This window comes from Mesorhizobium sp. P160927, assembly GCF_057766385.1.
Genome location: NZ_JBYMDW010000001.1, coordinates 3,278,546 through 3,302,486, shown reverse-complemented (window position 1 = coordinate 3,302,486; position 23,941 = coordinate 3,278,546). Strand labels below are relative to the sequence as shown.

Annotated in this window: 25 protein-coding genes; 5 read left to right on the top strand and 20 right to left on the bottom strand. The window is 62.2% G+C overall.

Annotation, left to right across the window (positions count from 1 at the left end; translation table 11 throughout):
* Window positions 1–70: 70 nt before the first annotated feature.
* A complete protein-coding gene (locus AC3CB8_RS15790) occupies window positions 71–856 on the top strand; it encodes a hypothetical protein (RefSeq protein WP_352565075.1) in 786 nt (261 codons plus the stop codon).
* A 53-nt stretch (window positions 857–909) separates the two neighbouring features.
* On the opposite strand, the gene AC3CB8_RS15785 is transcribed toward AC3CB8_RS15790, so the two are convergent.
* The 3 genes from AC3CB8_RS15785 to AC3CB8_RS15775 all read right to left on the bottom strand — a co-directional run bounded on the left by AC3CB8_RS15785 (window position 910) and on the right by AC3CB8_RS15775 (window position 3,332).
* Window positions 910–1,647, bottom strand: a complete 738-nt coding sequence (locus AC3CB8_RS15785; protein WP_352565073.1) for a nucleotidyl transferase AbiEii/AbiGii toxin family protein — start codon at window positions 1,645–1,647, stop codon at window positions 910–912.
* 69 nt (window positions 1,648–1,716) lie between these two features.
* Window positions 1,717–1,923: a hypothetical protein gene (locus AC3CB8_RS15780; RefSeq protein WP_245273871.1), complete on the bottom strand. Its 207-nt coding sequence runs from the start codon at window positions 1,921–1,923 to the stop codon at window positions 1,717–1,719.
* Between the two features lie 83 nt (window positions 1,924–2,006).
* Window positions 2,007–3,332: a dihydroorotase gene (locus AC3CB8_RS15775; RefSeq protein ID WP_435053046.1), complete on the bottom strand. Its 1,326-nt coding sequence runs from the start codon at window positions 3,330–3,332 to the stop codon at window positions 2,007–2,009.
* A gap of 82 nt (window positions 3,333–3,414) precedes the next feature.
* Between AC3CB8_RS15775 and ygfZ the strand changes: the two genes are divergently transcribed.
* The 3 genes from ygfZ (at window position 3,415) to AC3CB8_RS15760 (ending at window position 7,117) form a co-directional block, all read left to right on the top strand.
* The gene (gene ygfZ / locus AC3CB8_RS15770) at window positions 3,415–4,275 is read left to right on the top strand and encodes a CAF17-like 4Fe-4S cluster assembly/insertion protein YgfZ (protein WP_352546642.1); all 861 of its coding nucleotides are present in this window, start codon (window positions 3,415–3,417) and stop codon (window positions 4,273–4,275) included.
* A complete protein-coding gene (locus tag AC3CB8_RS15765) occupies window positions 4,275–4,910 on the top strand; it encodes an HD domain-containing protein (RefSeq protein ID WP_023771647.1) in 636 nt (211 codons plus the stop codon). The genes ygfZ and AC3CB8_RS15765 overlap by 1 nt, the downstream gene beginning before the upstream one ends.
* Window positions 4,911–4,975: 65 nt before the next feature.
* The gene (locus tag AC3CB8_RS15760; RefSeq protein ID WP_023771646.1) at window positions 4,976–7,117 is read left to right on the top strand and encodes a putative bifunctional diguanylate cyclase/phosphodiesterase; all 2,142 of its coding nucleotides are present in this window, start codon (window positions 4,976–4,978) and stop codon (window positions 7,115–7,117) included.
* A gap of 16 nt (window positions 7,118–7,133) precedes the next feature.
* Here AC3CB8_RS15760 and AC3CB8_RS15755 read toward each other — a convergent pair whose 3' ends face one another.
* A complete protein-coding gene (locus AC3CB8_RS15755; protein ID WP_023771645.1) occupies window positions 7,134–8,024 on the bottom strand; it encodes a fatty acid desaturase family protein in 891 nt (296 codons plus the stop codon).
* 110 nt (window positions 8,025–8,134) lie between these two features.
* On the opposite strand from AC3CB8_RS15755, the gene AC3CB8_RS15750 reads away from it, so the two are divergent.
* Window positions 8,135–9,052: a LysR substrate-binding domain-containing protein gene (locus tag AC3CB8_RS15750; protein ID WP_352565070.1), complete on the top strand. Its 918-nt coding sequence runs from the start codon at window positions 8,135–8,137 to the stop codon at window positions 9,050–9,052.
* Window positions 9,053–9,067: 15 nt separating this feature from the next.
* Here AC3CB8_RS15750 and AC3CB8_RS15745 read toward each other — a convergent pair whose 3' ends face one another.
* The 16 genes from AC3CB8_RS15745 to AC3CB8_RS15670 all read right to left on the bottom strand — a co-directional run bounded on the left by AC3CB8_RS15745 (window position 9,068) and on the right by AC3CB8_RS15670 (window position 23,940).
* Window positions 9,068–9,391, bottom strand: coding sequence for a DUF3303 domain-containing protein (locus AC3CB8_RS15745; protein ID WP_348626370.1), 324 nt, complete (start codon window positions 9,389–9,391; stop codon window positions 9,068–9,070).
* Window positions 9,355–10,818: a RimK family ATP-grasp domain-containing protein gene (locus AC3CB8_RS15740; protein ID WP_023771642.1), complete on the bottom strand. Its 1,464-nt coding sequence runs from the start codon at window positions 10,816–10,818 to the stop codon at window positions 9,355–9,357. The genes AC3CB8_RS15745 and AC3CB8_RS15740 overlap by 37 nt, the downstream gene beginning before the upstream one ends.
* Window positions 10,818–11,915 carry a peptidase C39 family protein gene (locus AC3CB8_RS15735; RefSeq protein ID WP_352565067.1) on the bottom strand — a complete coding sequence of 366 codons (1,098 nt, stop codon included), beginning with the start codon at window positions 11,913–11,915 and terminating at the stop codon, window positions 10,818–10,820. Before AC3CB8_RS15735 ends, AC3CB8_RS15740 begins: the two co-directional genes overlap by 1 nt.
* 208 nt (window positions 11,916–12,123) lie before the next feature.
* Window positions 12,124–12,915: an anti-sigma factor family protein gene (locus AC3CB8_RS15730; protein ID WP_352565065.1), complete on the bottom strand. Its 792-nt coding sequence runs from the start codon at window positions 12,913–12,915 to the stop codon at window positions 12,124–12,126.
* Window positions 12,912–13,430 (bottom strand): sigma-70 family RNA polymerase sigma factor, encoded by a 519-nt coding sequence (locus tag AC3CB8_RS15725; protein WP_352565063.1) that lies wholly within the window; start codon window positions 13,428–13,430, stop codon window positions 12,912–12,914. Before AC3CB8_RS15725 ends, AC3CB8_RS15730 begins: the two co-directional genes overlap by 4 nt.
* Window positions 13,431–13,592: 162 nt before the next feature.
* Complete coding sequence (locus AC3CB8_RS15720) at window positions 13,593–16,346, bottom strand: DUF2339 domain-containing protein (RefSeq protein WP_352565061.1); 2,754 nt, start codon at window positions 16,344–16,346, stop codon at window positions 13,593–13,595.
* Between the two features lie 82 nt (window positions 16,347–16,428).
* Window positions 16,429–16,554, bottom strand: coding sequence for a hypothetical protein (locus tag AC3CB8_RS15715; protein WP_352565059.1), 126 nt, complete (start codon window positions 16,552–16,554; stop codon window positions 16,429–16,431).
* Between the two features lie 47 nt (window positions 16,555–16,601).
* Window positions 16,602–16,673 (bottom strand): hypothetical protein, encoded by a 72-nt coding sequence (locus AC3CB8_RS15710; protein ID WP_245276187.1) that lies wholly within the window; start codon window positions 16,671–16,673, stop codon window positions 16,602–16,604.
* Window positions 16,674–16,933: 260 nt separating this feature from the next.
* Entirely contained in the window at window positions 16,934–17,710 is a 777-nt protein-coding gene (gene recO, locus AC3CB8_RS15705; RefSeq protein ID WP_023771637.1) for a DNA repair protein RecO, read from the bottom strand.
* Between the two features lie 131 nt (window positions 17,711–17,841).
* Window positions 17,842–19,005: a porin gene (locus tag AC3CB8_RS15700; RefSeq protein WP_352565057.1), complete on the bottom strand. Its 1,164-nt coding sequence runs from the start codon at window positions 19,003–19,005 to the stop codon at window positions 17,842–17,844.
* A gap of 749 nt (window positions 19,006–19,754) precedes the next feature.
* On the bottom strand, window positions 19,755–20,675 hold the full coding sequence (era, locus tag AC3CB8_RS15695; protein ID WP_023771635.1) for a GTPase Era: 921 nt from the start codon (window positions 20,673–20,675) through the stop codon (window positions 19,755–19,757).
* On the bottom strand, window positions 20,672–21,388 hold the full coding sequence (rnc, locus tag AC3CB8_RS15690) for a ribonuclease III (protein WP_023771634.1): 717 nt from the start codon (window positions 21,386–21,388) through the stop codon (window positions 20,672–20,674). Before rnc ends, era begins: the two co-directional genes overlap by 4 nt.
* Window positions 21,388–22,137, bottom strand: a complete 750-nt coding sequence (gene lepB / locus AC3CB8_RS15685) for a signal peptidase I (RefSeq protein WP_023794881.1) — start codon at window positions 22,135–22,137, stop codon at window positions 21,388–21,390. Before lepB ends, rnc begins: the two co-directional genes overlap by 1 nt.
* Before the next feature lie 78 nt (window positions 22,138–22,215).
* Window positions 22,216–22,629 carry a holo-ACP synthase gene (gene acpS / locus AC3CB8_RS15680; protein WP_023771632.1) on the bottom strand — a complete coding sequence of 138 codons (414 nt, stop codon included), beginning with the start codon at window positions 22,627–22,629 and terminating at the stop codon, window positions 22,216–22,218.
* On the bottom strand, window positions 22,626–23,225 hold the full coding sequence (locus tag AC3CB8_RS15675) for a DUF2062 domain-containing protein (RefSeq protein ID WP_352565055.1): 600 nt from the start codon (window positions 23,223–23,225) through the stop codon (window positions 22,626–22,628). The genes acpS and AC3CB8_RS15675 overlap by 4 nt, the downstream gene beginning before the upstream one ends.
* Window positions 23,226–23,559: 334 nt before the next feature.
* Complete coding sequence (locus tag AC3CB8_RS15670; RefSeq protein WP_023771629.1) at window positions 23,560–23,940, bottom strand: VOC family protein; 381 nt, start codon at window positions 23,938–23,940, stop codon at window positions 23,560–23,562.
* Window position 23,941: the final 1 nt, after the last annotated feature.

Below are 23,941 nucleotides of genomic sequence, written 5' to 3'. Positions count from 1 at the left end.
ACCGATATCAGGTTCTCTGACGATCGAATGCCGTTCGGGCGTCATGCCCGGAAGTAGGGAGATACGGGCAGTGAATTTTCCGGTGTCAGGCAAGCCGAAGGGCTTGGTCCTCTACATCCGCCTCGCTGCTTGCTGTGCCGCGGTTGCCTTCACGACTTGCCTGGCTAGCAGTCCGGCCCATGCACTGAGCGAGATTAAACGCGAAGAGCTCCCCGCGCCAGCCACACCGTCGGACGACGATGTTTCGCCGCCCGGAAGCGCGATTCCCATGCCTGACCCGGTGGGAACGCCGCCTTCGGCCAGCCAGCCGGCCGCTCCCGACGCCGCTGAGCCGGACAGCCCATCGGATGGCGGCAGTAACAGGCCGCGCGTCGATCCCGAGGCGCCTCCGCCGGAAGTCGTCTATGATCTTGGCAAGCTGCCCGAGCCCGTGCGGCGCATGCATGACCTGATCATCGAGGCCTGCAAGAGCGGCGACATCGAGAAGCTCAGGCCCTTGATCGGCAAGGGCGATAGCATGACCCAGCTGTCGCTGGCCGACATCGAAGGCGACGCCATCACCTTCCTCAAGGGGATGTCCGGCGACCCTGACGGTCAGGAGATCCTGGCCATTCTGGAGGAGGTGCTTTCCGCAGGCTACGTCCATGTGGATGCGGGCACGCCACAGGACCTCTATGTCTGGCCGTATTTCTTCGCGCTGCCGCTGGACAAACTCGACTCCAAGCAACGGGTCGAGCTGTTCAAGATCGTCACCGCCGGCGATTTCGACGACATGAAGCAGTTCGGAGCCTACATCTTCTATCGCGTCGGCATCACGCCAGCCGGGCAGTGGACCTTTTTCGTCGCCGGCGACTGAAGGTGCCCTGCCTGGTTTGCGCCAGGATGCGACCAGCATCGTAGACGATGTTGCTATTTGAGCGGGTCGGCAGGTTTTGCACTGATGGCGGCATCCGGCCAAATGCGAATGCTTTCGTTTCGAAGAATCGAAATAGCACCGCTAGCTTTATCAGCGTCCATCTGCAGAATCTCGGCTGCGTAACTCAACTCTTCTCCATCCCGAAGCTTGTTGACCACCCACGCAACCTTGCGTTGGATATCCTGTCCATATGCAGTCTGGGCTTTCGCTAAGGCGTCACTCGGGATCTGCCCATAGGCACCGACCAACATTCCGAGATCAATAGCGTCGCGATAGCCGACAGCACGGTCTTGGCATCGGTCGGCATTCGCCAATAACTTCTCGGCGAACATGTCCGAGAGAAGCAAAGAAGGTACATTTAGATCGTCATCGAAATGACCTTGCAACGAGATGCGGGCTTCACGAACAATTTCGAACTTGATCAATTGCCCCTTCAACCGCACCACGGTCCTCAAGCCATACTGATCAATGCGAAAATCTCGCATGGCCTCAACTGGTTCAGGAAAGAATGCCCTCACCCCGCGTTCGACTGCTGACGTTCGCAATTGCCGATACCCGTCGGCATCCGCGCACAGGAAATCGACATCCAACGACCGACGATACTCGCCCAGTTTCAACACTATCGCTGTCCCGCCACCGAACCAGCATTGGGCCGCGGTCAGGAAATCGCGGTCCATAAGCGCGAGGGCTTCAGAGATAATCCTGTGCTCAGGCTTTCTGACTTCCTTCATGGCCTTCGCTCGCGACGTGTCCGGTTTAATGTTGCAGATACGAGGCGAAAAACAGCACGGGAGGACAATTCAGCCGGCAGTCAGAAGGATACCGTGACCGAATTCCCTGGCGAGATTCTGGATAAGCAATTTCTCGCGCGTCGTAAGCCGTGTCTGATCGACAAAGCGCCAATTGCGCTCGTACAACGCAAATGCTTCGTTGGCCGGGATCAGTCGCGCGACATCGCGATTCCACAAGAGCGCTTGCAGCTCTGGAAACTCGGCGGGGTCAATCATAGGCGCGACATGTGTCTGCATTATGCGTTGAACATAGTGCGGAACGCTTAAAAATCAAAGACGTGACGCACAGCCACAGGTGGCTAACCCGGCAACGCCTCGGAAAACTCCACCGCCGTGCCCAGGCCTGGCGTCGCGATTTCACCGTCCCACATAATGCGCTGACCGCGAATGACCGTGCCGACCGGCCAGCCAGTGACCTGCTTGCCGTCATAGGGGGTCCAACCGGCTTTCGAGCCGGCTTGCGCGTTGGTGATGATCTCGCGCCGCTTCATGTCGACAATGGTGAAGTCGGCGTCATAGCCGGCGGCGATGCGGCCTTTTCTGGCCATGCCGAAGATGCGCTGCGGGCCATGGCTGGAGAGATCGACGAAGCGCTGCAGGGTCAGCCGGCCGGCGTTGACATGGTCGAGCATGATCGGCACCAGCGTCTGCACGCCGGTCATGCCCGAGGGCGAGGCCGGATAGGGCTTTGCCTTCTCGGCCAGCGTGTGCGGCGCGTGGTCGGAGCCGAGCACGTCTACGATGCCTTGCGCTATGCCATGCCAGACGCCGTCGCGATGGCGTTTGTCCCGCACCGGCGGGTTCATCTGGATCAGCGTGCCAAGCCGCGCATAGTCGTCGGCGCTCAGCGTCAGATGATGCGGCGTGGCTTCACAGGTCGCAACATCCTTGTGCTGTTCGAGGAGCAAGATCTCCTCGGCGGTCGAGATGTGCAGGACGTGGATGCGGGCACGAACGTCGCGCGCGATGCGCACCAGCCGCTCGGTGCAGCGCAAAGCCGCGATCTCATCACGCCAGACCGGATGCGATGACGGATCGCCCTCGATGCGCTCGCCAACGCGCTCGCGCAGCCGGAACTCGTCCTCCGAATGAAAAGCGGCGCGGCGGCGCGTGTTTCGCAGGATGGAGGCGACGCCTTCATCATCCTCGACCAACAGGTCACCGGTGGACGATCCCATGAAGACCTTTATTCCCGCGGCCCCCGGCAAACGTTCGAGCTCGCCAACGTCCCTGGCGTTGTCGCGGGTACCGCCAACCCAGAAGGCGAAGTCGCAATGCATGCGGCCGCTGCCGCGCCGGACCTTGTCGGCAAGCGTTGCCTCGCTGGTAGTCAGCGGATTGGTGTTGGGCATTTCGAACACGGCGGTGACACCGCCCAGCACCGCGGCCCGCGATCCCGTTTCCAGGTCTTCCTTGTGTTCCAGTCCCGGCTCACGGAAATGCACCTGGCTGTCGACGACACCGGGCAGGATATGCAGGCCCCGGCAGTCGATCGTCTCGCCAGCCGATGCTTGGCGCAGATCGCCGATCGCGGCGATGCGCCCGCCCCTCACACCAATGTCGCGCAGTCCTTCGCCGTCATGATTGACCACTGTGCCGCCTGTCAGGATGAGGTCGTAGGTCATGGTGATGCTCTCTTGCGGGGGGAGTGTCAGCGGCTTACGTAATGGCCAACCGTTTTGCAAGATCAGGCTTTTAATCCGCCCCATGCCCTTTGCCCTGCTGAAAGATCGCGCGCTCATCACCGTCTCCGGCCCGGATGCCGAGCATTTTCTGCAGAACATCCTGACTACCGATCTCGATACGCTTGGCAATGGCGAGGCAAAGCCGGGCGCGCTTTTGACGCCGCAAGGCAAGATCCTGTTCGACTTCCTGATCTCGCGGGCAGGCGAAAACGCCTTCCGCATCGAATGCCGTGCCGACATTTCAGACGATTTCATTCGCCGGCTGATGCTCTACAAACTTCGCGCCAAGGTTGAGATTGCCAAGTTGGGGCAGGCAGTTGTCACAGTTGCCTGGGGAAAAGAGTCAATCGCCTCAGAAAGCGATTCAACCGCGCTTGCCGACAGGCGCTTTGGCGACGAAGGCGTCACGCGCTTCGATGCCGGCGCCCCAGACGCTGGCGACATTGGCGCGTGGCAGGCCTTCCGCATTGGCCACGGCGTCGCCGAGAGCGGGGCGGATTATGCACTTGGCGATGCGTTCCCGCATGACGTTCTGCTCGACGAAATGGGCGGTGTCGGTTTCAAGAAGGGCTGCTATGTCGGCCAAGAGGTCGTCTCGCGCATGCAGCATCGAGGCACCGCCCGGCGGCGCGTGCTGATTGTCGAGGCTGGGCTTCCCCTGCCCGCTGCGGGTGCCGAGCTAACTGTCGGTGGGCGGCCGGTCGGCACGCTCGGCTCGAGTGCTACCGTGACAGGGCTCGCCATCGCCCGCATCGACAGGGTGAAGGCGGCGCTTGATGCTGGCCAGCCGATCCTGGCGGGTGACATACCGGTGACGCTCACCATCCCCAGTTGGGCCAAATTCGGCTTTCCGCAAGAAACGCCCGGCGTGGAGGAAGCCTAATGGCGGCAGACCGCGCCGGTGCGCCGCCACGGGCCTGGCAGCGTATGCTGTCCGGCCGCCGGCTCGACCTGCTCGACCCTTCGCCGCTCGATATCGAGATCTCGGACATCGCCCATGGGCTTGCCCGCGTCGCCCGCTGGAACGGCCAGACCAGCGGCGAGCACGCTTTTTCGGTTGCCCAGCATTCACTGCTGGTCGAGGCACTGTTCAACGAGCTGGCGCCCCGGGCTTCGGCCGACGACCAATTGGCTGCGCTGCTGCACGATGCGCCCGAATATGTCATCGGCGACATGATCTCGCCATTCAAGTCGGTGATGGGCGGCAGCTACAGGGACTGCGAAGTGCGCCTGCAGCGCGCCATCCATCTGCGCTTCTCGCTGCCGCCGGAGCCGGCTGCCATCCTGCGCAAGGAGATCAAGCGCGCCGACCAGATCGCCGCCTATTTCGAGGCGACGCTGCTTGCCGGGTTTTCGACCGCCGAGGCGACCGAGTTCTTCGGCCGGCCGCGCGGTTTTTCCGCCGAGCGCTTCGACTTCGCGCCACGCTCGGTGACCTCAGCGCAGAATGCGTTCCTGAAGCGGTTTTCGGTGATCGAGAAGTCGCGGCATCACGTTCCGACATCCGCGCTTGGGTAGAAAACGCTAAATTAACCGGAAGCGTCAACAGTGTGGTGTTCGATCAAGCATCGCAGGGGCGCCTCATGCCCGTCTTGGATGTCAAAGGTGGTTCGGTCGTCCCGGAACGGGCGGCCGGAGGCATGGAACATCAGCGCCGCATGCAAGATGAGCTGCGCGAGCAGAACGAACGCTTTTCAGCTGCTGTCGAAAATATGTCGCATGGCCTGTGCATGTTCGATGCCGACGAACGCATGATCATCTGCAACGGCAACTATCTCAACATCTTCCGCCTCGACGCCAAAGTGGTACGGCCGGGCATCTGCTTCGTCGACATCCTGCGGCACAGCGTCGATATCGGCGTTGCCTCGCAAAGCGCCGAAGAACTCTACGCCATCCGCAAGCCCTATATCGACCAGGCAAAACCTTCGACTTATGAAGAGACTCTGTCGGATGGCCGCATCATCAACATCTCGCACCGTCCGTTGGCCCTGGGTGGATGGGTCTCGATCTACGAGGACATAACCGAACAACGGCGCGCCGAGCAGGATCTCAAGGAGCAGCATCGCCGTTTCGACGCGGCACTCGCCAACATGTCGCAAGGCCTGCTGATGTACGACGCCGACGGCAAGATGATTGTGCGCAACAGACGTTTTCTGGAGCTCTATAACGTCTCCGCGGAGGACTTCCCGCTTGGAACGACGCACCGCAACGCGCTCGAACGATTGCTGGAACTCGGCATCTACATGAAGATCGACGTCGACAGCGAAGTCGCCAAAACCGAAGCCTGTCTGGCGGCGGCAAAGACGCATTCGGCCTACCGGCATCTGACCGACGGCAGGACGGTTCTGGTCACACGCAGGCCGATGAGCGGCGGCGGCTGGGTGGTGACTTTCGACGACGTGACCGAGCGCCGCCGGACCGAAGAGCGCATGACCCATCTTGCGCATCACGACACGCTGACCGGACTGCCGAACCGCTCGATGTTTCGCGAACGGCTGGATCTTGCGCTGGAGGACGCGGCAGCCAAGCCGTTGGCGATCTTCTCGCTCGATCTCGACCGCTTCAAGGCGGTCAACGACACCTGGGGACACCCCGCGGGCGACTGGCTGCTGAGAAGCGTCGCCGAGAGACTGCGGCATTGCGTCCGCAACGAAACAGACATCGTCGCCCGCTTCGGCGGCGACGAATTCGTCGTCATGCAGTTCCATTTCAAGGGCATTGGCGATACCGAAAAACTGGCGAAGCGCATCGTCGACGCAATCGCAAAACCATTTAGAGACAAGAGCCGGGACATGCATGTCGGCATTAGCATGGGCATTGCCGTTTTCCCCGGCGACGGCAAGGACGCCGACACGCTGCTGAAAAACGCGGATACGGCGCTCTACCGGGCGAAGAGCGAAGGACGCAACCTCTATCGCTTCTTCGAGCCCGGAATGGATGCTGTCGTGCAAGCCCGCAGGGCGCTTGAAGTAGACCTCGAGGCAGCACTGCCGCGCCAGGAGTTCGATCTGCATTTCCAGCCCATCATGAACATCGCTTCCGGCGAGATCACCGGCGCGGAAGCCTTGATGCGCTGGCATTCGCCAGGGCGTGGCACTGTCGCGCCGGACGATTTCATTCCGGTCGCCGAAGAGACCGGGCTGATCGTGCCGCTCGGCGAGTGGGCGCTGAGGAAAGCCTGCGCAGAGGCCGCAAGCTGGCCACCCGGCTTGCGTATTGCGGTCAATGTCTCGGCCGTGCAGCTCAAAAGCAACGGGTTTGCCCGCGGCGTGATCTCGGCGCTGGCATTTTCCGGCGTTCCGGCTGGACGGCTGGAGCTGGAGATCACCGAAACCGTGCTGATGGACGAAAGCAGGGCCGTGCTGAAAACGCTGCGCCAGTTGCGTGAGCTCGGCATCCGCATCGCCCTGGACGATTTCGGCACCGGCTATTCCTCGCTCGGCTACCTCAGGCGTTTTCCGGTCGACAAGATCAAGATCGACCGATCATTCATTCGCGACATGGGCAACCGCGACACGGCGGCGATCGTTCGGACCATCATCGGGTTGGGTGCCGAGCTTGGCATCGTCGTCACGGCCGAAGGCGTCGAGACCGAGGCGCAACTCGACATGCTGCGCGACAATGGCTGTATCGAGGCGCAAGGCTATTTGATCGGCGTGCCGTCTAAGCCGGCCGACATCCAGCGCCTGCTGAAGTCGCGTGCGACACGCAGTCAGACCGGCTGATGGCGTCAGCGCAAGGTCAGCGCAGCGTTTCCAGGTATTTCTCATGGAAGCTGACATAGCCGGGCTCGACCACCTTGAGATGCCGCTCGATCAGCGCATGAAACAGCGGCAATTGGTGAAACGGAACGCCGGGATAGGCATGATGCTCGGCATGGAACGGCATGTTCCAGGCGAGCTTGCGCACCGCCCAGCTGGTCAGCGTCGTCCTGGTGTTTTCCAGCATGTTGGCCACGAACGGACAACGGCCGTGCTCGGCCAGCAGATAGAGGCGCAGGAATGGCTGTCCGAGCAGAGCGGGAACGATCCAGACATAGAAAAGCACGGTGAGCCGGAAATACACGGCGAGCAGAATGAGGACAGCGTAGAAGGCAATCATGGCGCGCGCCTCGGTCCGCACCTTGCGTCGGCCTTTCGGCGGTACATAGTTCTCCTGACTACCGCCAATCGCATTGGCGTAGAGTGTCTTGAGATGGCCCCACCACACCGGAAGCCCCGAGACGTGGACAATGTATTGCCGCAGGGTCTCGGGCTTCGGGAAGGCAAGCTCGGGGTCGTTTTCGGGATCCTGCGTGTACCGGTGGTGGGCGAAATGGAAGTAGCGGAACCAATCGGCCGGCAGCGCGATCGCCAGGCTGCACAGCCGCGCCACGCCGTCGTTCAGCCACTGTGTTTCGAAAGCCGTCCGGTGCGCCGTCTCGTGCAGCAGCGTGAACAGGAACACTATCAGGATGCCTTGCGGCAGCATCAGCAACGGCCAGAATGGGACCTCGGCCGCGATCAAAGATCCAATGAAGATAATCGCACCCAAGTGAGCGCAGAGCTGGACCATGCCCGCAACATCGGACTTGGCCGTCAGGCGGTTGCGCTCTTCCGGTGTTAATGACGCAATGATGTCGCGATGGTCCATTGGCTTCGATCCAGGCTGAAGATTGATGAAGCCATTCTAGTCGACGAAAAAGCTTTCCAGAAACGACGATTCCTGCGATTTGGATAAGCTTACCTTAGCTATCAGCGATCATGGTCACATCCCCATCCCTGAAAGGACTTCAGGCTTTCGAGGCCGCGGCGCGCACCGGCAGCTTTGCCGCGGCGGCGGAAGAGCTTTCGGTTTCGGCCGCCGCCGTCAGCCAGCTTATCCGCACCGTGGAGGAGCAGATGGGGCGCAAGCTGTTTCATCGGGTCAACCGCCGCGTTGTCCTCACCGAGGCCGGCGTGGAAATGCTGCCTCGGCTGACGGTGGCCTTCCAGGAGATCGGCAGTGTCTCGCGCGAACTGGGCGCCGATGCATTCCGCCCGCGCCTGGTGGTGTCGGTGCCGCCATCCATGGCCATGGGCTGGCTCTCGCGCCGCCTCGCCGGCTTTGTCGCAAGCCACGGCGCCGCTGACATATCGCTCCGGGGCGATGACGACCCGGTGTCGTTCGACCGCGAGTTGATCGACATCAGGCTTTCCTATGGTCCGCATTATCGCGAGCACCCGACCGAGGAGATCGCCCGGGACGCCGTCTATCCCGTCTGCGCGCCAGGGCTTGCCGGCATCACCAAGGCGGGTGGCGAGCCGCTCGCCGGGCTGCCGCTCATCCACACCGACTGGGGGCCGACAGGCGCATCGTTTCCGTCCTGGCCCAACTGGTTCGAGGTCGCGGGTGCTCACCCTGGCCGAGCGGCACGGCGCGGCCTTTCGGCCAATTCGTCGCGCGCGGCCCTAGACCTCGCCATTTCGGGGTTGGGCGTGGCGCTGGCGCAAGGGATTTATTGTGCCGAAGCGGTGGAGGATGGCAGGCTGGTCCGGCCGGCCGTCGGCGCGATTGCATTGCGCCAGCCCTATTGCCTGACGGTTCCAGAGCGAAGCGCAAGGCGCGATGTCGTGGCCGCGTTCCGCGATTGGCTGGTCAACGAATGCCAGCACGCGGTTGGCTCGCCGGCGCTGCGCTGACCGGGAGGGTTATGGTCAGAGGTGCCCGCTCAAGGCCGCCACCATATCCTTGCTGGTCGCCACGGGCACGATCTCGAACTCGACCAGATCAGCCCATTCGATGACCCAGCGCTGCAGCGACGTGACGTCATCGCTCTCCACCAGCAGGAAACAGCGGCTCATATCAGCCGCGATCCAGCTGTGATGCACGACAAGCTCCTCCGGCTTCAGCCGGCCGCGGTCGCGGAACCGGCGGTAGATTTCATTGCGGTCGCAGCCGGTGATCCTCGATGACGATGAACTGCATATTCCCCTCGGATGAATTACCGCCCAGGCCTGTCGAGCCGCTCCAGGAACCACTGCGTCAGCCGCACCCAGACCTCGTCCTTCTCGCCGGAATCCTCCCAGCCGTGATCGAGGTTTGGATTGTCGTTGACCTCGATGACGAAGACACCGTCCTTGGTCTCCTTGAGGTCGACGCCGTAGAGGCCGTCGCCGATGCAGCGCGCCGCCTTGACGGCGGTCTCGACGACATGGGCCGGCGTCTCCTTCAGCGTGAAGGTCTTGATGCCGCCCTGGTCGGGCTTGCCATTGGCCTTGTGGTTGACGATCTGCCAATGTTTCTTGGCCATCAGATAGTGCACGGCAAACAGCGGCTGGCCACCGAGCACGCCGACACGCCAGTCATATTCGGTCGGGATGAATTTCTGCGCGATGAGAAGGTCGGATTCCTCCAGCCATTCGGTCGCGAGCCGCGTCAGCTCCTCCAGGTTCTCGCATTTCTTGACGCCGCGAGAAAAGGACGAATCCGGGATCTTCAACACGAGAGGAAAACCCAGCGTCTGTGCGGCTAGTTCGAGGTCAGAGGTGCCGGCGATCATCACCGTCGGCGGCACCGGCACCTTGTTGTAGGCCATCAGTTCGTTGAGATAGACCTTGTTGGTGCAGCGGATCATGGACAGCGGGTCGTCGATGACCGGCATGCCTTCCTGCTGGGCGCGGCGAGCGAAGCGGTAAGTGTGGTTGGAGATCGAGGTGGTCTCGCGGATGAACAGTGCATCGTAATTCGCGAGCTTGGCCAGATCCTTTCTGGTGATCGGCTCGATTTCGACCCCCATCTTTTCGGCGATCTTGGCCCAGTAGCGCAGCGAAGAGATTTCCGAGGGCGGCAATTCCTCATGCGGATCGACCAACGTGGCGAAGGTGTAACGCGCCGGCGTGCGGCCCTTGGTGTCGCGCCACTCGCGGTTGGTATAGGTCTCCAGGCACTGGATGAAGCTTTTTTCCTCGTCCTCCGTCATCCGAGCCAGGGGGTGGAAGCCGATCTTGCGGATCGAAGCCCATTCGGCGCTGTCCTTGATATGGACTTCGAGCGCCGGCGCCCGGAACCAGTCGAACAACAGCTTGGCGAAACGGTCCCAGACCTTGGACGGGCCGATGCCGAAGAAGATGCAGACCTTCGCCGGAAATACGCCGCCGAGATCCTTGCGGCATTTGTTGAGCGCCAGTTCCAGTTCCGGCAAGGCGTGCTCGTAGAGCTTGCGCTCCGACAGGTCGATCATAGTCTCGACCGTCGGGATGACCTTGTGGCCGCGCGAACTCGCCAGCAGCGAGGCATAGTAGCCGCGGCTCTGATAGCCGTAGTTGTTCGACAGGTTGATGACCTTAGGCCGCTGACCGCGAAACAGCGAGGGATGCGCGAGATAGTCGCGATTGGTGATGATCTTGTGCGGCGTCGCCACCTGGTCGAGATCGCTCTGCCTGCCGGTAAGAATGACCCAGGTCATTATCTCTTTCCCAAAGTGATGGCGGCACGCAGTCCGTCGCGGCCGAACTGCGCCATGTTCATGAAGATGCCGTAAGGCACGGGAATGTTGGCGGCATCAAGGATGGTTTCCTGCCTTTCATCCTCGACCCACGGATCGTGGATCAGAATATGATCGCCATCATCGCCGATGGCCAGCACCCAGTGCGGCACCTTCTTGCCGAACATCAGGAAGCCGCTGATCAGCACCAGCACCAGTTTGCCCCCGGCGAGAGCCGCCCTGATATCGTCGATGGTGAATGGACGGTAATTCACCGGGATGCCGTAAAGTTCCGCGCGGCGGCGAAAGTCGACCTGTGCCAGTTCCATGACCCGGCGCTTGTCCTCGCTGCGCACCGACTGCAGGAACAATGCGCCGTAGAAGGAAACGAAAATCTCCGCCGCAAGCCCGCTTTCGTAGCCCGAGACAGCCAGGCCGAATGGTTCGCAGCCGCCCGGTCCTGACATCATGAAGACGGTCGTCGCCTCGCGCCAGAGTCGGATTTCCATCACTGGATCGGGCACGAAGCCACGATCGAAATTGGCCATGGCCATCATCAGGCAGCATGGGCCGCAGGTGAACTCGCAGGTCTGCTGATAGAATGGCACCCTGGTGGCGACCGGAAGGTCGCCGCGCAGGGTTTTTTCATAGCGCAGTGCCGTCGCGCCGTCCTCGTAGTAACCGGGCTCGCGGCCAATCTTGCGGTAGCCGGCCTGTTCATAGATGCTGATGGCACGGCCATTGTCCTCGCGCACTTCGAGACGCAGCATCATGCGGCCGTGTTCGAAGGCTGTCTCTTCGGCCGCGGCCAGCAATTGACGACCTATGCCGAGCCCGCCGAAAAACGGTCCAACGGCGATCGAATAGAGCCGTGCCACCCCACTGCCCTTGCGAAACAGCACGATCGCATAACCGCCGACGCGGCCATCGATTTCGGCGACCAGCGTCTCGGCGGTCTCGCGCTCGATGAACAGGCGGAAGGAGCGGCGGGAAATGCGGTCGCTCGAGAATACAGCTTTCTCGATGGCGGCGAGGTCATCGACGTCAGACGCGCGGGCCGTGCGGATCTCGGCAGGCATGCGGCTTGAGAAAACCTCGATTGCGTTGCGGCAACGGCCCCGGTCGAAAAGCGTCGCAGACACCGGCCGAAGCGCCGGTATTCACCAAGCGCTATCGCTCCTTGATTAGGGCCGAATTGTGACAGCTTCCGCGACGGCAGGGAAGCCGGCAAGCTTTGAACGGAACCGCTGTTTTCATGCCAGCCGACCGCGCAAGATCGCAGCCGGCTCAGCTGGACAGACCGGCCAGAAGCTGGCCATACGCGCTCTTGGCCACGGCCGCCAACTGCTCGCGCGGCAGCGAACCAACGACGGCACAGCCATAGCCCTTATCTAGCCAGTAGACGGCCCGCGGACCGTCCTGCGCCGAAGCATAGGTGCCCTTGGCATTCTCGGTCGATTCCGCCGTCACGAAGAGGGATATGCGCTCGCCCTTATCGTCTTCGTAGAGCAGCATCGCGGCCTTGCTTTCCCCCGCCGGCAACAACCGGCCGCCAACCAGCTGAAAGCCGTTCGCGCTCAGGTCCGGTGCCACCAGTTTCAGGCCGACCCGGTTGGAGAGCCAAGTCTGCAGATGATCCTTGTCGCTGGCCGGCACTTCCACCGCGTGCCGCTTCTCGGCGGCATAGATGACATGGGCGGCGATCGCCTGTTCGGCGAGCTGATCCTCCGCCGGATCCTCCTGCCCGATCCCTCCGATACCCGCAAAGTAGCCGCCAAATCCGCCCGTGGCGAGAAGGACGGCCGCGGCGGCGGCAAGCCACCAGCGTGAGCGTGGCGCAGCAAGCTTAACAGGCGCTTCACCGAGGACCACCTTGCGCAAGCGCACTGGCACCACCTCGTCCAGCACGCCGGCAAAGGCCGAGCGCAACGCCTCCCGGTCGGCGGTGAAGCGGGCGCTCCTGGCCTTCATCTCGGGATTGGCGTCGAGCCAGGCATCGTAGGCGGCGCGCTCATCGGCCGGCAGTTCGCCGTCGAGCGCCATATGGATGTCCCGTTCGGAAAAATCGCGGCGGATCATTTCTCGACGATCCTTATGGCGCGGCGGCGCGCTGTGTCGTCCAGCAGCCCGCGCAATTCCTCACGCCCCCGCGCGATGCGCGACATCAGCGTGCCGGCGGGAACGCCCAGAATGTTGGCAGCCTCGGCATAGGAAAAGCCTTCTATGGCAACCATGATAATGGCCGCGCGGCGATCGGGGCTGAGCGCCTGCAACGCGTCCATGATCTCGCGCGAAGCGATGCAATCCAACTGTTCGGGCGGCTGGGCAACCGCCTCGCCCGCCTCCAGCGGCAGCATCGCCGCTTCGCCGCGGCGGTTCACCTTGCGCATCTGGTCGATGAACAAATGATGCATGATCGTAAACAGCCACCTCCTGGGGCTTTCTCCCGTCTGCCAGTTGTCGAGCCGCAACAGCGCACGCTCGAGGCAGTCCTGAACGAGGTCGTCGGCAGCATCACGGCCGCGCAGAAGCGAGCGTGCGTAGCGGCGCAGGCGCGGTATTTCGCCAAGGATTGCTGCCTTTTTTTCGTCCATGACCGCTGGTTCTGAGGTCGCCCTTGTTGATCCCGATAGAACGCGCCTTCCCGGCACGGCGCAAGCAGCCAGCGCGAAGCGGTCCACCGCTCCGGTCACCCAAGCACTGAGATAACGCCGGCGGATGGCGGTTTATTCCCGCACAGCGTTGAATTCGGGCTATTATTGTTCGCCGGCCAGCAATTTCTCCTTTGCCGCCCGCGTCAGCAGCCGCTGGTAGAACAGACCGATGCCGATCAGAACGGCGCCGAGCCCGATGAAGGAAAGCGCCCTGAGCACCCCTTCCAGTTCCGACATGTCGAACAGGAAGACCTTCAGGACGGCCACCGCGATCAGCGCGGCGGAGGCGATGCGCAGCACCTGCGATTTCAGCCAGACGCCAGCCGTGAGCAGCGCCACGCCGATAACCAGCCAGAGCGCCGAATAGGTATAGGTCTCCAACTGCCCAAGGCCGCTCCACATGCCGATGAACTCGCCCTTGAACAGGCGCCTGACCGAAAGCGTGGCATAGGCGAAGGCAAGCAGCGCCGCCATCAGCGCCAGCATGGCCGAATACCATTTCGGCCGCTTGCCCCTGCTATAGAGCGCCAGACCACCGGCGGCGACGGCCGGCAGGAGATAGGCGAGGAACAAGAGGTTGAAGACCGGGATCCGGCCGGTCGATTCGTCAGTGAACAACGGATTGAGCACCAGGAAATGCTGGATGACGATGAAGGCGGCCGAAAGCACGCCCACCGCCATCGAACCATAACGCAGCACCGAGCTTGGCGAGCGCCTGTCGATGGCGATCAGGATGGCGCCGGCACCGATGGCGATCAGCGTGTAGATCGCCTGTTCGGCGAGCGTCGGCGCATCGCTGTTGATGGCGCCGCCATGCATTGCGTGACGCACCAGCATGGCGAGCGTCAGCAGCGCAAACAGTGCCGCCGCCGCTTCCATGGCCAGGCGTGGACGGCCATCGGTGGTTCGGGCGAGTTGCCAGGCCGCGAAGCCGAAGGCGAGCGCCGGCACGCCGTAGCCCGGCAGCAACCAGTTGAAGACCGGTGTCGTCGACAGGAATTCGGCGCCGACGATCGTCGGATCGAAGGCGGCGCGGCCAAGCACCACGATGACAGCGGCGACCGAAATCCAGCCGAGCACAGGATAGGAGCGCCAGCGCGTGGCGAGCGCCGGCACGATCGCGGCGGCACCAAGCAGGATGGTGGTCCAACCGGAATCAAAAGCCATATGCAGCATCAGGAGGCCGGCGACTGCCGCGCCGCCCAAAACAAACGACACTGCGGCTCCGCCCTTGAGCGACGGTTCCTCAGCCCGCGCGATCCACTCCCCGCCGGCGGCGAAGGCCAGGACCAGCAGGGCCGCGACGGCGGCATAGACAAAGTCGCGGTCGAGATTGCCGAAGGTGAACCAGAGCGCCAGCAGGATGACCAGCGGCACGATGACACCCCATGCAGCCCAAGAGGCTGCTCGGATCTGCGCCGTGGCGACGAAGCGGCGCGCGGCCCACAAACCAGCGGCGACGAAAACCAGACCGAGGCCAATACCGATACGCAAGCTTAGGGCGTTGGCGCTGGCCACGGGCGCTCCATCAACACCCAAAGCGCCGCCCGAAAAGTCGGAAGCGATAGACGTTGGCGGGATGATGCCGAGATAGATAAGCACCGTCACCAGTCCAGCGGCGTAAAGTAGTGGCAGCGCCAGTGGGCGGTAGAGGGCGACCGTTACCATCACGATAAGCAGCACCGCGCCCGGCAAAGCATCACCGGCAGCGGCGAAGACCGGGTCAACCGAGAGGCCAAGCGCCGAGAAGGCGACGAACAGTCCAGGCACGATGGATGGCCAGTCGAAAGTCCCTGCTTGTCCGGTCTGGCCGCCACGACTGCTCAGCCAGACAAGGGCGAGCACAGCCAGCGTCACGGCGTCGATGAGCAAGATGGCGGAGAGGTTCGCGCCCGGTGCGTCGGTCATGTAGAGGATGGTCCAGACGCCTGTGCCGAAAAAAGCGGCCGCCATCAGGGCATTCCAGTCGCGCATGCGGGCGATCACGCCAGTGGCGGCGAGCACGATGGCGAGATAGCCGAACAACGCCCACGGATTGGGCGCCTGCGAAGCGATCAGCACCGGCGTCACCATGGCGCCGACGAGACCGATGCCGGCCAGCGCCTGGCCATGGACGAGAGCGGCGGCGATGGTGGCAATGCCGATCGCACCGAGCAGCGTAAAGGCAAGCGCCGGGCCGATAAAACCGTAAACGCCATGGGCGGCATAGACGGTGCCGAACAGGATGAAGGCGCCGGCCGCGGTCAGGATCGCCGGAATATAGGCGCCGGCAATACCTTGCACCGGTACCTTGAAGCCGGTGCGGCGAATGAACTCGCCGCCGGCGACCAGCACCAACCCGAGCACCGCCGCCATGGTGAGCCGCACGCCGGGCCCGAAAATGCCGGCCTCGATGGTGTAGCGGATCAGGAACAAGCCGCCCAGAGCCAGCGCAATGCCGCCGACCCAGACCGCCCAACGCGTGCCGAGCGCGGTCTCGACGTCGGACTGGCGAGCGGCTTTGGCGACCGCGGCCGGCGCGACCTCTGGCCTTTTCGGTGTGATCTCGGGCGCGCTCCAAGGGCCGGGCACACTCTCTCCTGCCGGAATTTCCGACTCCGTGGCCTGTAGTGCGGGTGCCGGCTCGCCGATTGCTGCCGGGGCGATGTCGGCAGGCGCGGCCACCGGAGCCGTGTCGGCCGTGCCCTGCGCCACTTCCAGTTCCGATGGCTTGACCGTGGGCGATACCGCGCCCGAAAGCACGAGGCTGCGCAGTGCGCCAAGCTCGCGCTCGATCAGGCCGATGCGGCCCTGCTGACGCGAAATGATGACGAACAAGGCAATGATGGCGACGAGGCCGATCAGGCTCTCAAACATGGCGGTTCCCCCAAACCAGGCCAGTTTTCACTGACGCTTCATCTCACTGACATTCAATTACGGCGGCTAAACGGCTGAAAATTCAACGTGCCGGCAGATTGGCGGCTGGAAATATCGAACATGTCTCGGTACCGAAAGCCAGCAGCTTGCCGTCGGCATCCTTCAGCGTCGCTTCCGAAACGGCAAGCGTGCGGCCTTTGTGAACCACCTTGCCTTCGCAGACAACCTCACCGGTCCTGGGCGTGATCGGCCGCGTTAAGTCACCTTGAACTCTGCAGTCGTGTAGGCCTCGCCCTTCTCTAGCAGGGTCTGCACCCCGCAAGCCAACGCTGAATCGAGCAGCGTCGCCGCCCAGCCGCCGTGAACGCCGCCCAGCGGGTTGAGGTGGCGTTCATTCGGCCGCCGCGGAACACGGCGCGACCTTCCGATACCTCGGTCAACGCGAGCTGAGCCGGAGGGAGATCGGGGGGGCCGGGTATTTGCCGTCGACGATTCGCTGCGGCAATTCCAGGCCGGGGTATTTCAGGACGTCGGCATGAGGAATGGTGCCGAGGCCGAGCGGCGGCCCGGATAGAGTTCGACTTCGCTCACCGGATGATTTCTCTGGCCGCGCTCTCTCCGGCGATGGGCCTCTGCGTTGCGTGGTGCTTGCGCAGTGCGGCCAGAAAGCCGGCGCGCGCGTCGGGCTGATCGATGCCGCGCGGCTCGTAGACGTGGCGGGTGAAGAAGAAGCCGGTCAGGCGGAAGGCGTCCGCGATCGCCGCCTGATTGGCGCGCTGGCCGGAGCCACGCTGCAGGAAGGCGGGCAGCACCAGCATCTTGTCGTGCCATGGCGCCCCGGCTTCACGCGACACCGCGCGCCCGGACTTAGGCGAGACATAGGCCAGATCCTGCCTTGTGCCGGTGGCGGCGCATTGGCTGAGATCGAGGCCAAAGCCGAGTTCATCGAGAATCAGAAGCTCGAAACGCGCCACCAGTTCGCCGGCGGCATCCGCGTCGTCGAGGTGCACGATCATCACCGAAAGCGCCTCGTAGAGGCCGCCATGGGCATCGCGCTCGGGCAGCAGGCGCAGATGCGCCGCCATCGTCTGCAGGCCGTAGACGGCAATGGCACTGTCCATCAGCCGGGCGGCGTTCATCTCGATCGCTTCGGCCTGGAAGGTGCCCAGGTGCTCGTCAAGGCGCGCGCGCCACAAGAGATCGACACGATTGCCTGGCTGGAGAACGGGCTGCTGCTTGCGGGAGCGGCCGCCGCGCACGAGGCCGAGATGGCGGCCATGGGCGCGCGTCATCACCTCGAGAATGGCGCTGGTTTCGCCATGCCTGCGGGTGCCGAGAATGATTCCCTCGTCGCGCCATTCCATACTAGAAGCTTTTCACCGAACGGGTGGCGAAATCAAGGTATGGGTCTGGCGCCTGTGCCGGCTCTCGCAACGAGGCAAAAAAGCCGCCCGCAGCGATGTGCCGCGGGCGGTTGCTGAGGTCAGTCCAAGCCTTAGAAGGAGCGCTGGAAGCGGAGGATGCCGCCAACGTTGCTTTTCTTAGCCGCGCCAGCCCAAACGGAGTTGGCCGGGGTGTCATTGCCGACGTTCTGGTAATCGACTTCGGCCGTGACCGTGAATCCGGGCACAACAGTATAAGCGATGTTGGCGGCGATGCCGAGGTTCTTCCAGTCGTCATAAGAGACCTGGGCGTTGAACGAAGTCTTGGCGTTGAACTTGTAGGTGCCGCCGCCCCAGACTGCCCAGTTGCCGCCCCACTGCTTGTAGAAGCCGCGACCTTTGGCGTTGATGAAGTTGGTTGGATCGGTGAGGTTGTCATCGGTGCCGTAGCCGCCCATGACGAACAGCGACAGTTCCTTGGTGACGTTGACGTCCAGACGAACCTTGCCGGCCACTTCCTCATAATTGCTGTCATAGGCGACAACACCGGTGATCGCGCCCCAGTCGGCCTTGTACTTCAAGCCGCCGACGACATGCGGGACATAGCTGTCGATGGTGCCGGTTTTGCCAGCGCCTTCTTCGAGCGACACCAGCCCCGAGAAGCCGTTGCCCGCGTCGAAGTAGTATTGAACGACATTGCTCTCCTGTCCGCCATAGGGGACGATCGTATCTTGGATGACGTTGCCGGCATAGCCGATGAACGTATCGAAAGCCGTATCGTCCTTACCGACGCGCAGACCGCCGAGCTGAATCCAGGCGAAGCGCAGCGAGAGAGACTTGTTACGGCCCTGCCAATCGTCGGCGTTGGAGGCGCCTTGATTAATGTAGTCGCCGGAGCTGTTGCCGTAGTTGAAGCGGGTCTCCGTGTAGGTTTTCAGGGTACCGAGTTCGGTTTCCTGCCCCGTCCAGGTCTTCAGTGTGAAGCGGGTGTTCTTGTAGTAGGTCGAATGTGTACTGCCGTCCTGGTGATCCGGAACGTGGTTGACGCCATCGAACGAACCGGCATCGCCGACGCCGATGTCGTAACGGACATACCCGCCGATGCGCAGGCAGGTCTCGGTGCCCGGGATGTAGAAGTAGCCGGCGCCGTAGACGTCGCAGATCTTGACGTATTCGGCCGGTTCCGGTTCGGCGACGACAACCGCGTCCGCGGCGCGCGCGCCGGACACCGCGATCAAAGCCGCGGCTGAGCCGAGAAGGAGGCTCTTGATGTTCATTTTCTGACCTCTCCAGTCAAGTTTGAAAAATGGCTTCTGAATTGTGGCTGGCGGATATGTTTTCCCGCCTCACCCCCACAATGAAAAAGGCCCGCACCGCGTCCCCTTTTCGCGGCGAACATACCCACCAATCGTCCACCTTCAATGACAATTCCATAAATGCGCTGGATTCTCGCCACAGATTAAATCCGTGTTGCACAAATAACACTAGGCGATGCTGGCTTGAGTTTTTTAAATGGCACAAATGGAACGTCGTCATATTTTTGTAAAAATTAGATTTATCCTTCTACATTTGCCGGTCAATTCTGTGGATTACAGTCTTTTAAAAATATAAATCTAAGATGGCTCGATAAATCTGCGATTTCTGTCCTCGTATCGCTGTCGGCGCGAAAACAACACCATCAGCGGCTCCAGATCACCGCGCTGAAAGCCGGCCTCATGGCGCGTCGCCGCTTCGTTGGCGGCTTGCCAAGAATCTGAGTTGGTCTGGCGCCATGGCGGGCCGCGTGGAGGAACCGGCGCTTCGCCTTAGCTGCTTTCCGGCACCCGGGGAGCGGTTCCCGTAAAGCCGCGGCGTGCTCTACAGCTCGTAGCGGCGAATCGGATTCGCCGACCTGCTGTAAGCTTCCGATTTTATGCATGTCGTTGTCCCGGAACCGAGGACACTTCCGGGCGACATGCGTTGGCCTCACGCCCAATGCTTGTGGTCGGCCAGCACCGCGCCGATGACGTGCCAGGATTTTTCGGCCTTAGCGGGGGAACTCCAGCCCCATCTCGCGGTAGCGCTCGGGGTCATCGCCCCAGTTCTCGCGCACTTTCACGAACAGGAACAGGTGGACCTTCTGTTCCAGTATGCCTGATATTTCCATCCGCGCGGCCTGGCCGATGGCGCGGATGGTCTCGCCCTTGTGGCCAAGCACGATCTTCTTCTGGCTGTCGCGCTCGACAAAGATGGTCTGGTCGATGCGCACCGAGCCGTCCTGTTTCTCTTCCCATTTCTCGGTTTCGATGTGCGACGAATAGGGCAGTTCCTGATGCAGCCTGAGATAGAGTTTTTCGCGGGTGATCTCGGCTGCCAGCTGGCGCATCGGCAGGTCCGAAATCTGGTCTTCCGGATAGTACCAGGGACCGGCCGGCAGCGCCTGCGCCAGATAGTCGAGGAGGTCCTTGCAGCCGGAACCGGTCAGCGCGGAGACCATGAAGGTGCGCTGGAACGGCACTTTCTCGTTCGCTGCCGCGGACAGGGCCAGCAGCGCCTCGTGCTTGACCCGATCGACCTTGTTGAGAATCAGCACCATCGGTTGGCGCACGTCCTTCAGCCGTTCGAGGATGGCGTCTGCATCGCCCCTGATGCCGCGCTCGGCGTCGATCAGCAGCAGCACGATGTCGGCGTCCTTGGCGCCTCCCCACGCGGTGGTCACCATCGCGGTGTCGAGCCGCCGCTTGGGTTTGAAGATGCCCGGTGTGTCGACAAAGACGATCTGCGCGTTGTCGTGCGTGGCGATGCCGCGCACGATGGCACGTGTCGTCTGCACCTTATGGGTGACGATCGAGACCTTGGCGCCGACCAGCTGGTTGACCAGCGTCGACTTGCCCGCATTGGGCGCGCCGATCAGCGCAACGAAGCCGGAGTGCGTGACGGGAGCGGCTGCAGTATCTTCTGCGGTCATGCCGCGCTCCCTTTATTGGCCCACACGCCTTCGCGCACGAGAAATGCCGAAGCCGCCGCTTCTTCGGCCGCTCTGCGGGAGCCGCCGGTACCGATGGAAGGTGCAAAGCCGCTAACCTGCAAAGAAATAGTGAAGACCGGCTGATGGTCGGGCCCTTCGCGTTTTTCGATCACATATTCGGGTCGCGCGTCACTCGACTTGGCAATCCATTCCTGCAAATCGGATTTCGGATTAAGTGGCTTCGTCACAACCGTGCTCGAACGTGGCTCCCAATAACGCAGAACGAACCGCCGCGCGGCGTCGATACCACCATCGATATAAACTGCCGCGATTAGGGCTTCGACGGCATCAGCCAGATAGTTTCCGCCGTAGCCGCGCGATCGCGTCTTCAAGGCGGCGTCGGCCCGAACCAGATTCTCCAGCTGCATCTCGATGCCGACTTCCGAGCATGTTTTTGCATCGACCAGCGCATTGAAACGGGGCGCGATTTCGCCTTCCGGTGCATCGGGGAATTTCTCGAAAAGCATATCGGCGACGACAAGACCAAGCACGCGGTCGCCAAGGAATTCAAGACGCTGATTGTTGCTTGTCGCCTTGACCGCGCTGGAATGCGTCAAGGCCGTCTCAAGTAAGCGGATATCCCTGAAAACATGCCCGGTCTTGGCCATCACCAAACCGGCCAGAGTCTCGCCTGTCGGGCGCTTCAACGCCATCAGTTGACGAAGTGGAACAGGCGCGAAGCGCGCATCAGCGACGGCCATTTCCAGATTTCGAGCGGGCTTGCCTTGCCGGCGATCGAGAAGAAGACAAGGTTGGCGCGGCCGACCAGGTTCTCGGCTGGAACATAACCGACGGTGAAGCGGCTGTCGGCGGAATTGTCCCTGTTGTCGCCCATCATGAAATAGTGGCCGGGGGGCACGTCGAATTCGCGGGTGTTGTCGCCAATCGAGTTCGGCGACAGGTCGAGCGTGTCGTAGCTGACACCATCGGGCAGCGTCTCGCGATAGACGTCGATCGGATAATCCTTTTCCGTGATGTCGGGATTGTCGATCTGGCCGGTCTTGACGCGCGGCACGCCGACGCCATTGATGAAGACTTGGCCATCCTTCATCTGGATCTTGTCGCCGGGCAGGCCGATGACGCGCTTGATATAGTCGACGGATGGATCCGGTGGGAACTTGAACACCACCACGTCGCCACGCTTGGGCACTGAGCCCCAGATGCGGCCCGAGAAAATGTCCGGTCCAAAAGGCAGCGAATAGCGTGAATAGCCGTAGGACCATTTGGTCACGAACAGATAGTCGCCTTCCAGAAGCGTCGGCCGCATCGAGCCCGACGGGATCGAGAACGGCTGGAACAGCAGCGTGCGAATGACCAGGGCGAGCAAAAGCGCCTGGACGATGACGCTGACGGTTTCGCCAAGCCCGCCGGATTTCTTCTGAGATTTTTCAGCCACGCTCATGTCGTCCTCGATTGTGCGTTGGATGGTATAGAGTCTCGGCGCGCGCTGGGCAACGTCCATGCCGGTCGTCAGATGCAATCAATGTGGCGCTTCTTCGACCGGTAGCGCCTCTATGATCACAAAGGCTTGAGCGAGCGGGAAATCATCCGTGATGGTGAGGTGGATCGCTGCCCGATGACCTCGGGGCACGATCTCTTCCAGCCGCGCCAGCGCCCCGCCGGTCAGCGCCATCGTCGGCGCACCGCTTGGCAGGTTGACGACACCCATGTCACGCCAGAAGACCCCTTGTGCCAGACCAGTGCCCAGTGCCTTGGCGCATGCCTCCTTGGCGGCAAAGCGCTTGGCGTAGGAAGCCGCGCGGGCGCGCCGGTTCTCCGAACGCGCCTGTTCCACCTCGGTGTAGATCCTCTGGATGAAGCGCTGGCCGTGACGCTCAAGCGATTTCTCGATGCGTGTGATGTCGATCAGGTCGCTGCCGATGCCGATGATCATTGGGCGGCAGAACCGACGCTTCCGGCGGAATGAGGCGAATGCTCACGGCGTCTCGCGCGCTCGGCCAGCCGCTTGCGCCTCTGTTCGCGGAAGACATTCATGCCCCAGCGCGTGATGCCGTAGAACACCAGGCCGAACACCAGCCCGAGCGGCACCGCGCCGATCAGCATCGGCTCCAGTACGGGATGCCATAGTTTGGCAAAGGAAAGCGTGTGCAGCATCTCGCCCAGATGCGCCGGCGGACCGTGTGTCGGCAAGCGATCGTGCAGGATGAGCTTGCCGGTTTCCCAGGATGCGCCCCACAAGAGCGGAAAAGTAAGCGGATTGCCGAAGAATACGGCTCCGAGAGCGGCGGCCACCAGATTGCCGGCGATCACCCAACACAGAACGGCGGCAATGATGAAGTGGAAACCGACGGGGAAGAACGAAGCAAAGACACCCGCCGCGACACCCGCGGCCACCGCATGCGGGGTGGCCTTCAGCCGCAGAATGCGCTTGGAGAAATATTGAAGCGAGCGCGAAAACGAACGGCGCGGCCACAGATAGGTACGCACCCGCTCGAAAAGGCCATCAGGCTTGCGGCGACGAAAAAGCACTCTATTCCTATTCCAGACAATTCACAGCTTACACGCCGGCTGTTTCCAGCCAGGTTTCGACTGCCACATCTTGCGCTTTACGGTCGCCAGAAGGCAATCGCGACTTTGATATAGCCATCCGCAAGCCCAACGACAACCGAAGGCCTTACGCTCAGCGTCCGCAGCGCCAGGTTTTTGCTCGGATCCATCTCCTCCACATCGGATAATCGCGGCGAATTTGAGAAGTGGTTTCGGCTAATTGTCGCAGCCGGATGACCGATATGCGGCCAGGGGTTCCGACCGACTTCGACAAGGTCGCCATCAGGGGCCAGACGATAGCCTTCCGGCACGGCGCCTACTTCAGATATTCGCTGACCTCGACCAGATTGTCGTCGGGATCGCGGAAATAGACCGACATCATAGCTCCTTGCGCGCCGACGCGCTCGACCGGACCGACTTCGACGGCAACGCCTTCGGCCGCGAGGCCGGCCTGGATTTCGGCGAGAGGCACCGCCGACACGAGGCAGAAATCGCCAGAACCCGGCGTCGGCGTCCTTGCCTTTGGCTCGAAAGTGCGGCCGACTTCGTGCAGGTTGATCTTCTGCGAACCGAACAGAAGCGCTGTCGGCCGGTTCGGCTGATCCAGGCGCCGCATGCCAAGCACGCGCCGGTAGAAGTCGCAGGTCGCTTCAACCGAGCGGACCGTCAGCACGAAATGGTCGATGCCGGCGATCATT

What these genes read in the sequence shown, in the direction of transcription:
- AC3CB8_RS15700 (WP_352565057.1), bottom strand. Translation starts at nt 19,005, where the DNA reads ATGAACATCAAGAGCCTCCTTCTCGGCTCAGCCGCGGCTTTGATCGCG.
- lepB (WP_023794881.1), bottom strand. Translation starts at nt 22,137, where the DNA reads ATGAGCGTGGCTGAAAAATCTCAGAAGAAATCCGGCGGGCTTGGCGAA.
- AC3CB8_RS15775 (WP_435053046.1), bottom strand. Translation starts at nt 3,332, where the DNA reads ATGACCTACGACCTCATCCTGACAGGCGGCACAGTGGTCAATCATGAC.
- AC3CB8_RS15765 (WP_023771647.1), top strand. Translation starts at nt 4,275, where the DNA reads ATGGCGGCAGACCGCGCCGGTGCGCCGCCACGGGCCTGGCAGCGTATG.
- AC3CB8_RS15725 (WP_352565063.1), bottom strand. Translation starts at nt 13,430, where the DNA reads ATGGACGAAAAAAAGGCAGCAATCCTTGGCGAAATACCGCGCCTGCGC.
- AC3CB8_RS15760 (WP_023771646.1), top strand. Translation starts at nt 4,976, where the DNA reads ATGCCCGTCTTGGATGTCAAAGGTGGTTCGGTCGTCCCGGAACGGGCG.
- AC3CB8_RS15735 (WP_352565067.1), bottom strand. Translation starts at nt 11,915, where the DNA reads ATGCCTGCCGAGATCCGCACGGCCCGCGCGTCTGACGTCGATGACCTC.
- AC3CB8_RS15670 (WP_023771629.1), bottom strand. Translation starts at nt 23,940, where the DNA reads ATGATCGCCGGCATCGACCATTTCGTGCTGACGGTCCGCTCGGTTGAA.
- recO (WP_023771637.1), bottom strand. Translation starts at nt 17,710, where the DNA reads ATGGAATGGCGCGACGAGGGAATCATTCTCGGCACCCGCAGGCATGGC.
- AC3CB8_RS15730 (WP_352565065.1), bottom strand. Translation starts at nt 12,915, where the DNA reads ATGATCCGCCGCGATTTTTCCGAACGGGACATCCATATGGCGCTCGAC.
- AC3CB8_RS15785 (WP_352565073.1), bottom strand. Translation starts at nt 1,647, where the DNA reads ATGAAGGAAGTCAGAAAGCCTGAGCACAGGATTATCTCTGAAGCCCTC.
- AC3CB8_RS15750 (WP_352565070.1), top strand. Translation starts at nt 8,135, where the DNA reads ATGGTCACATCCCCATCCCTGAAAGGACTTCAGGCTTTCGAGGCCGCG.
- acpS (WP_023771632.1), bottom strand. Translation starts at nt 22,629, where the DNA reads ATGATCATCGGCATCGGCAGCGACCTGATCGACATCACACGCATCGAG.
- AC3CB8_RS15720 (WP_352565061.1), bottom strand. Translation starts at nt 16,346, where the DNA reads ATGTTTGAGAGCCTGATCGGCCTCGTCGCCATCATTGCCTTGTTCGTC.
- ygfZ (WP_352546642.1), top strand. Translation starts at nt 3,415, where the DNA reads ATGCCCTTTGCCCTGCTGAAAGATCGCGCGCTCATCACCGTCTCCGGC.
- AC3CB8_RS15755 (WP_023771645.1), bottom strand. Translation starts at nt 8,024, where the DNA reads ATGGACCATCGCGACATCATTGCGTCATTAACACCGGAAGAGCGCAAC.
- AC3CB8_RS15740 (WP_023771642.1), bottom strand. Translation starts at nt 10,818, where the DNA reads ATGACCTGGGTCATTCTTACCGGCAGGCAGAGCGATCTCGACCAGGTG.
- era (WP_023771635.1), bottom strand. Translation starts at nt 20,675, where the DNA reads ATGACCGCAGAAGATACTGCAGCCGCTCCCGTCACGCACTCCGGCTTC.
- AC3CB8_RS15780 (WP_245273871.1), bottom strand. Translation starts at nt 1,923, where the DNA reads ATGATTGACCCCGCCGAGTTTCCAGAGCTGCAAGCGCTCTTGTGGAAT.
- rnc (WP_023771634.1), bottom strand. Translation starts at nt 21,388, where the DNA reads ATGGCGTTGAAGCGCCCGACAGGCGAGACTCTGGCCGGTTTGGTGATG.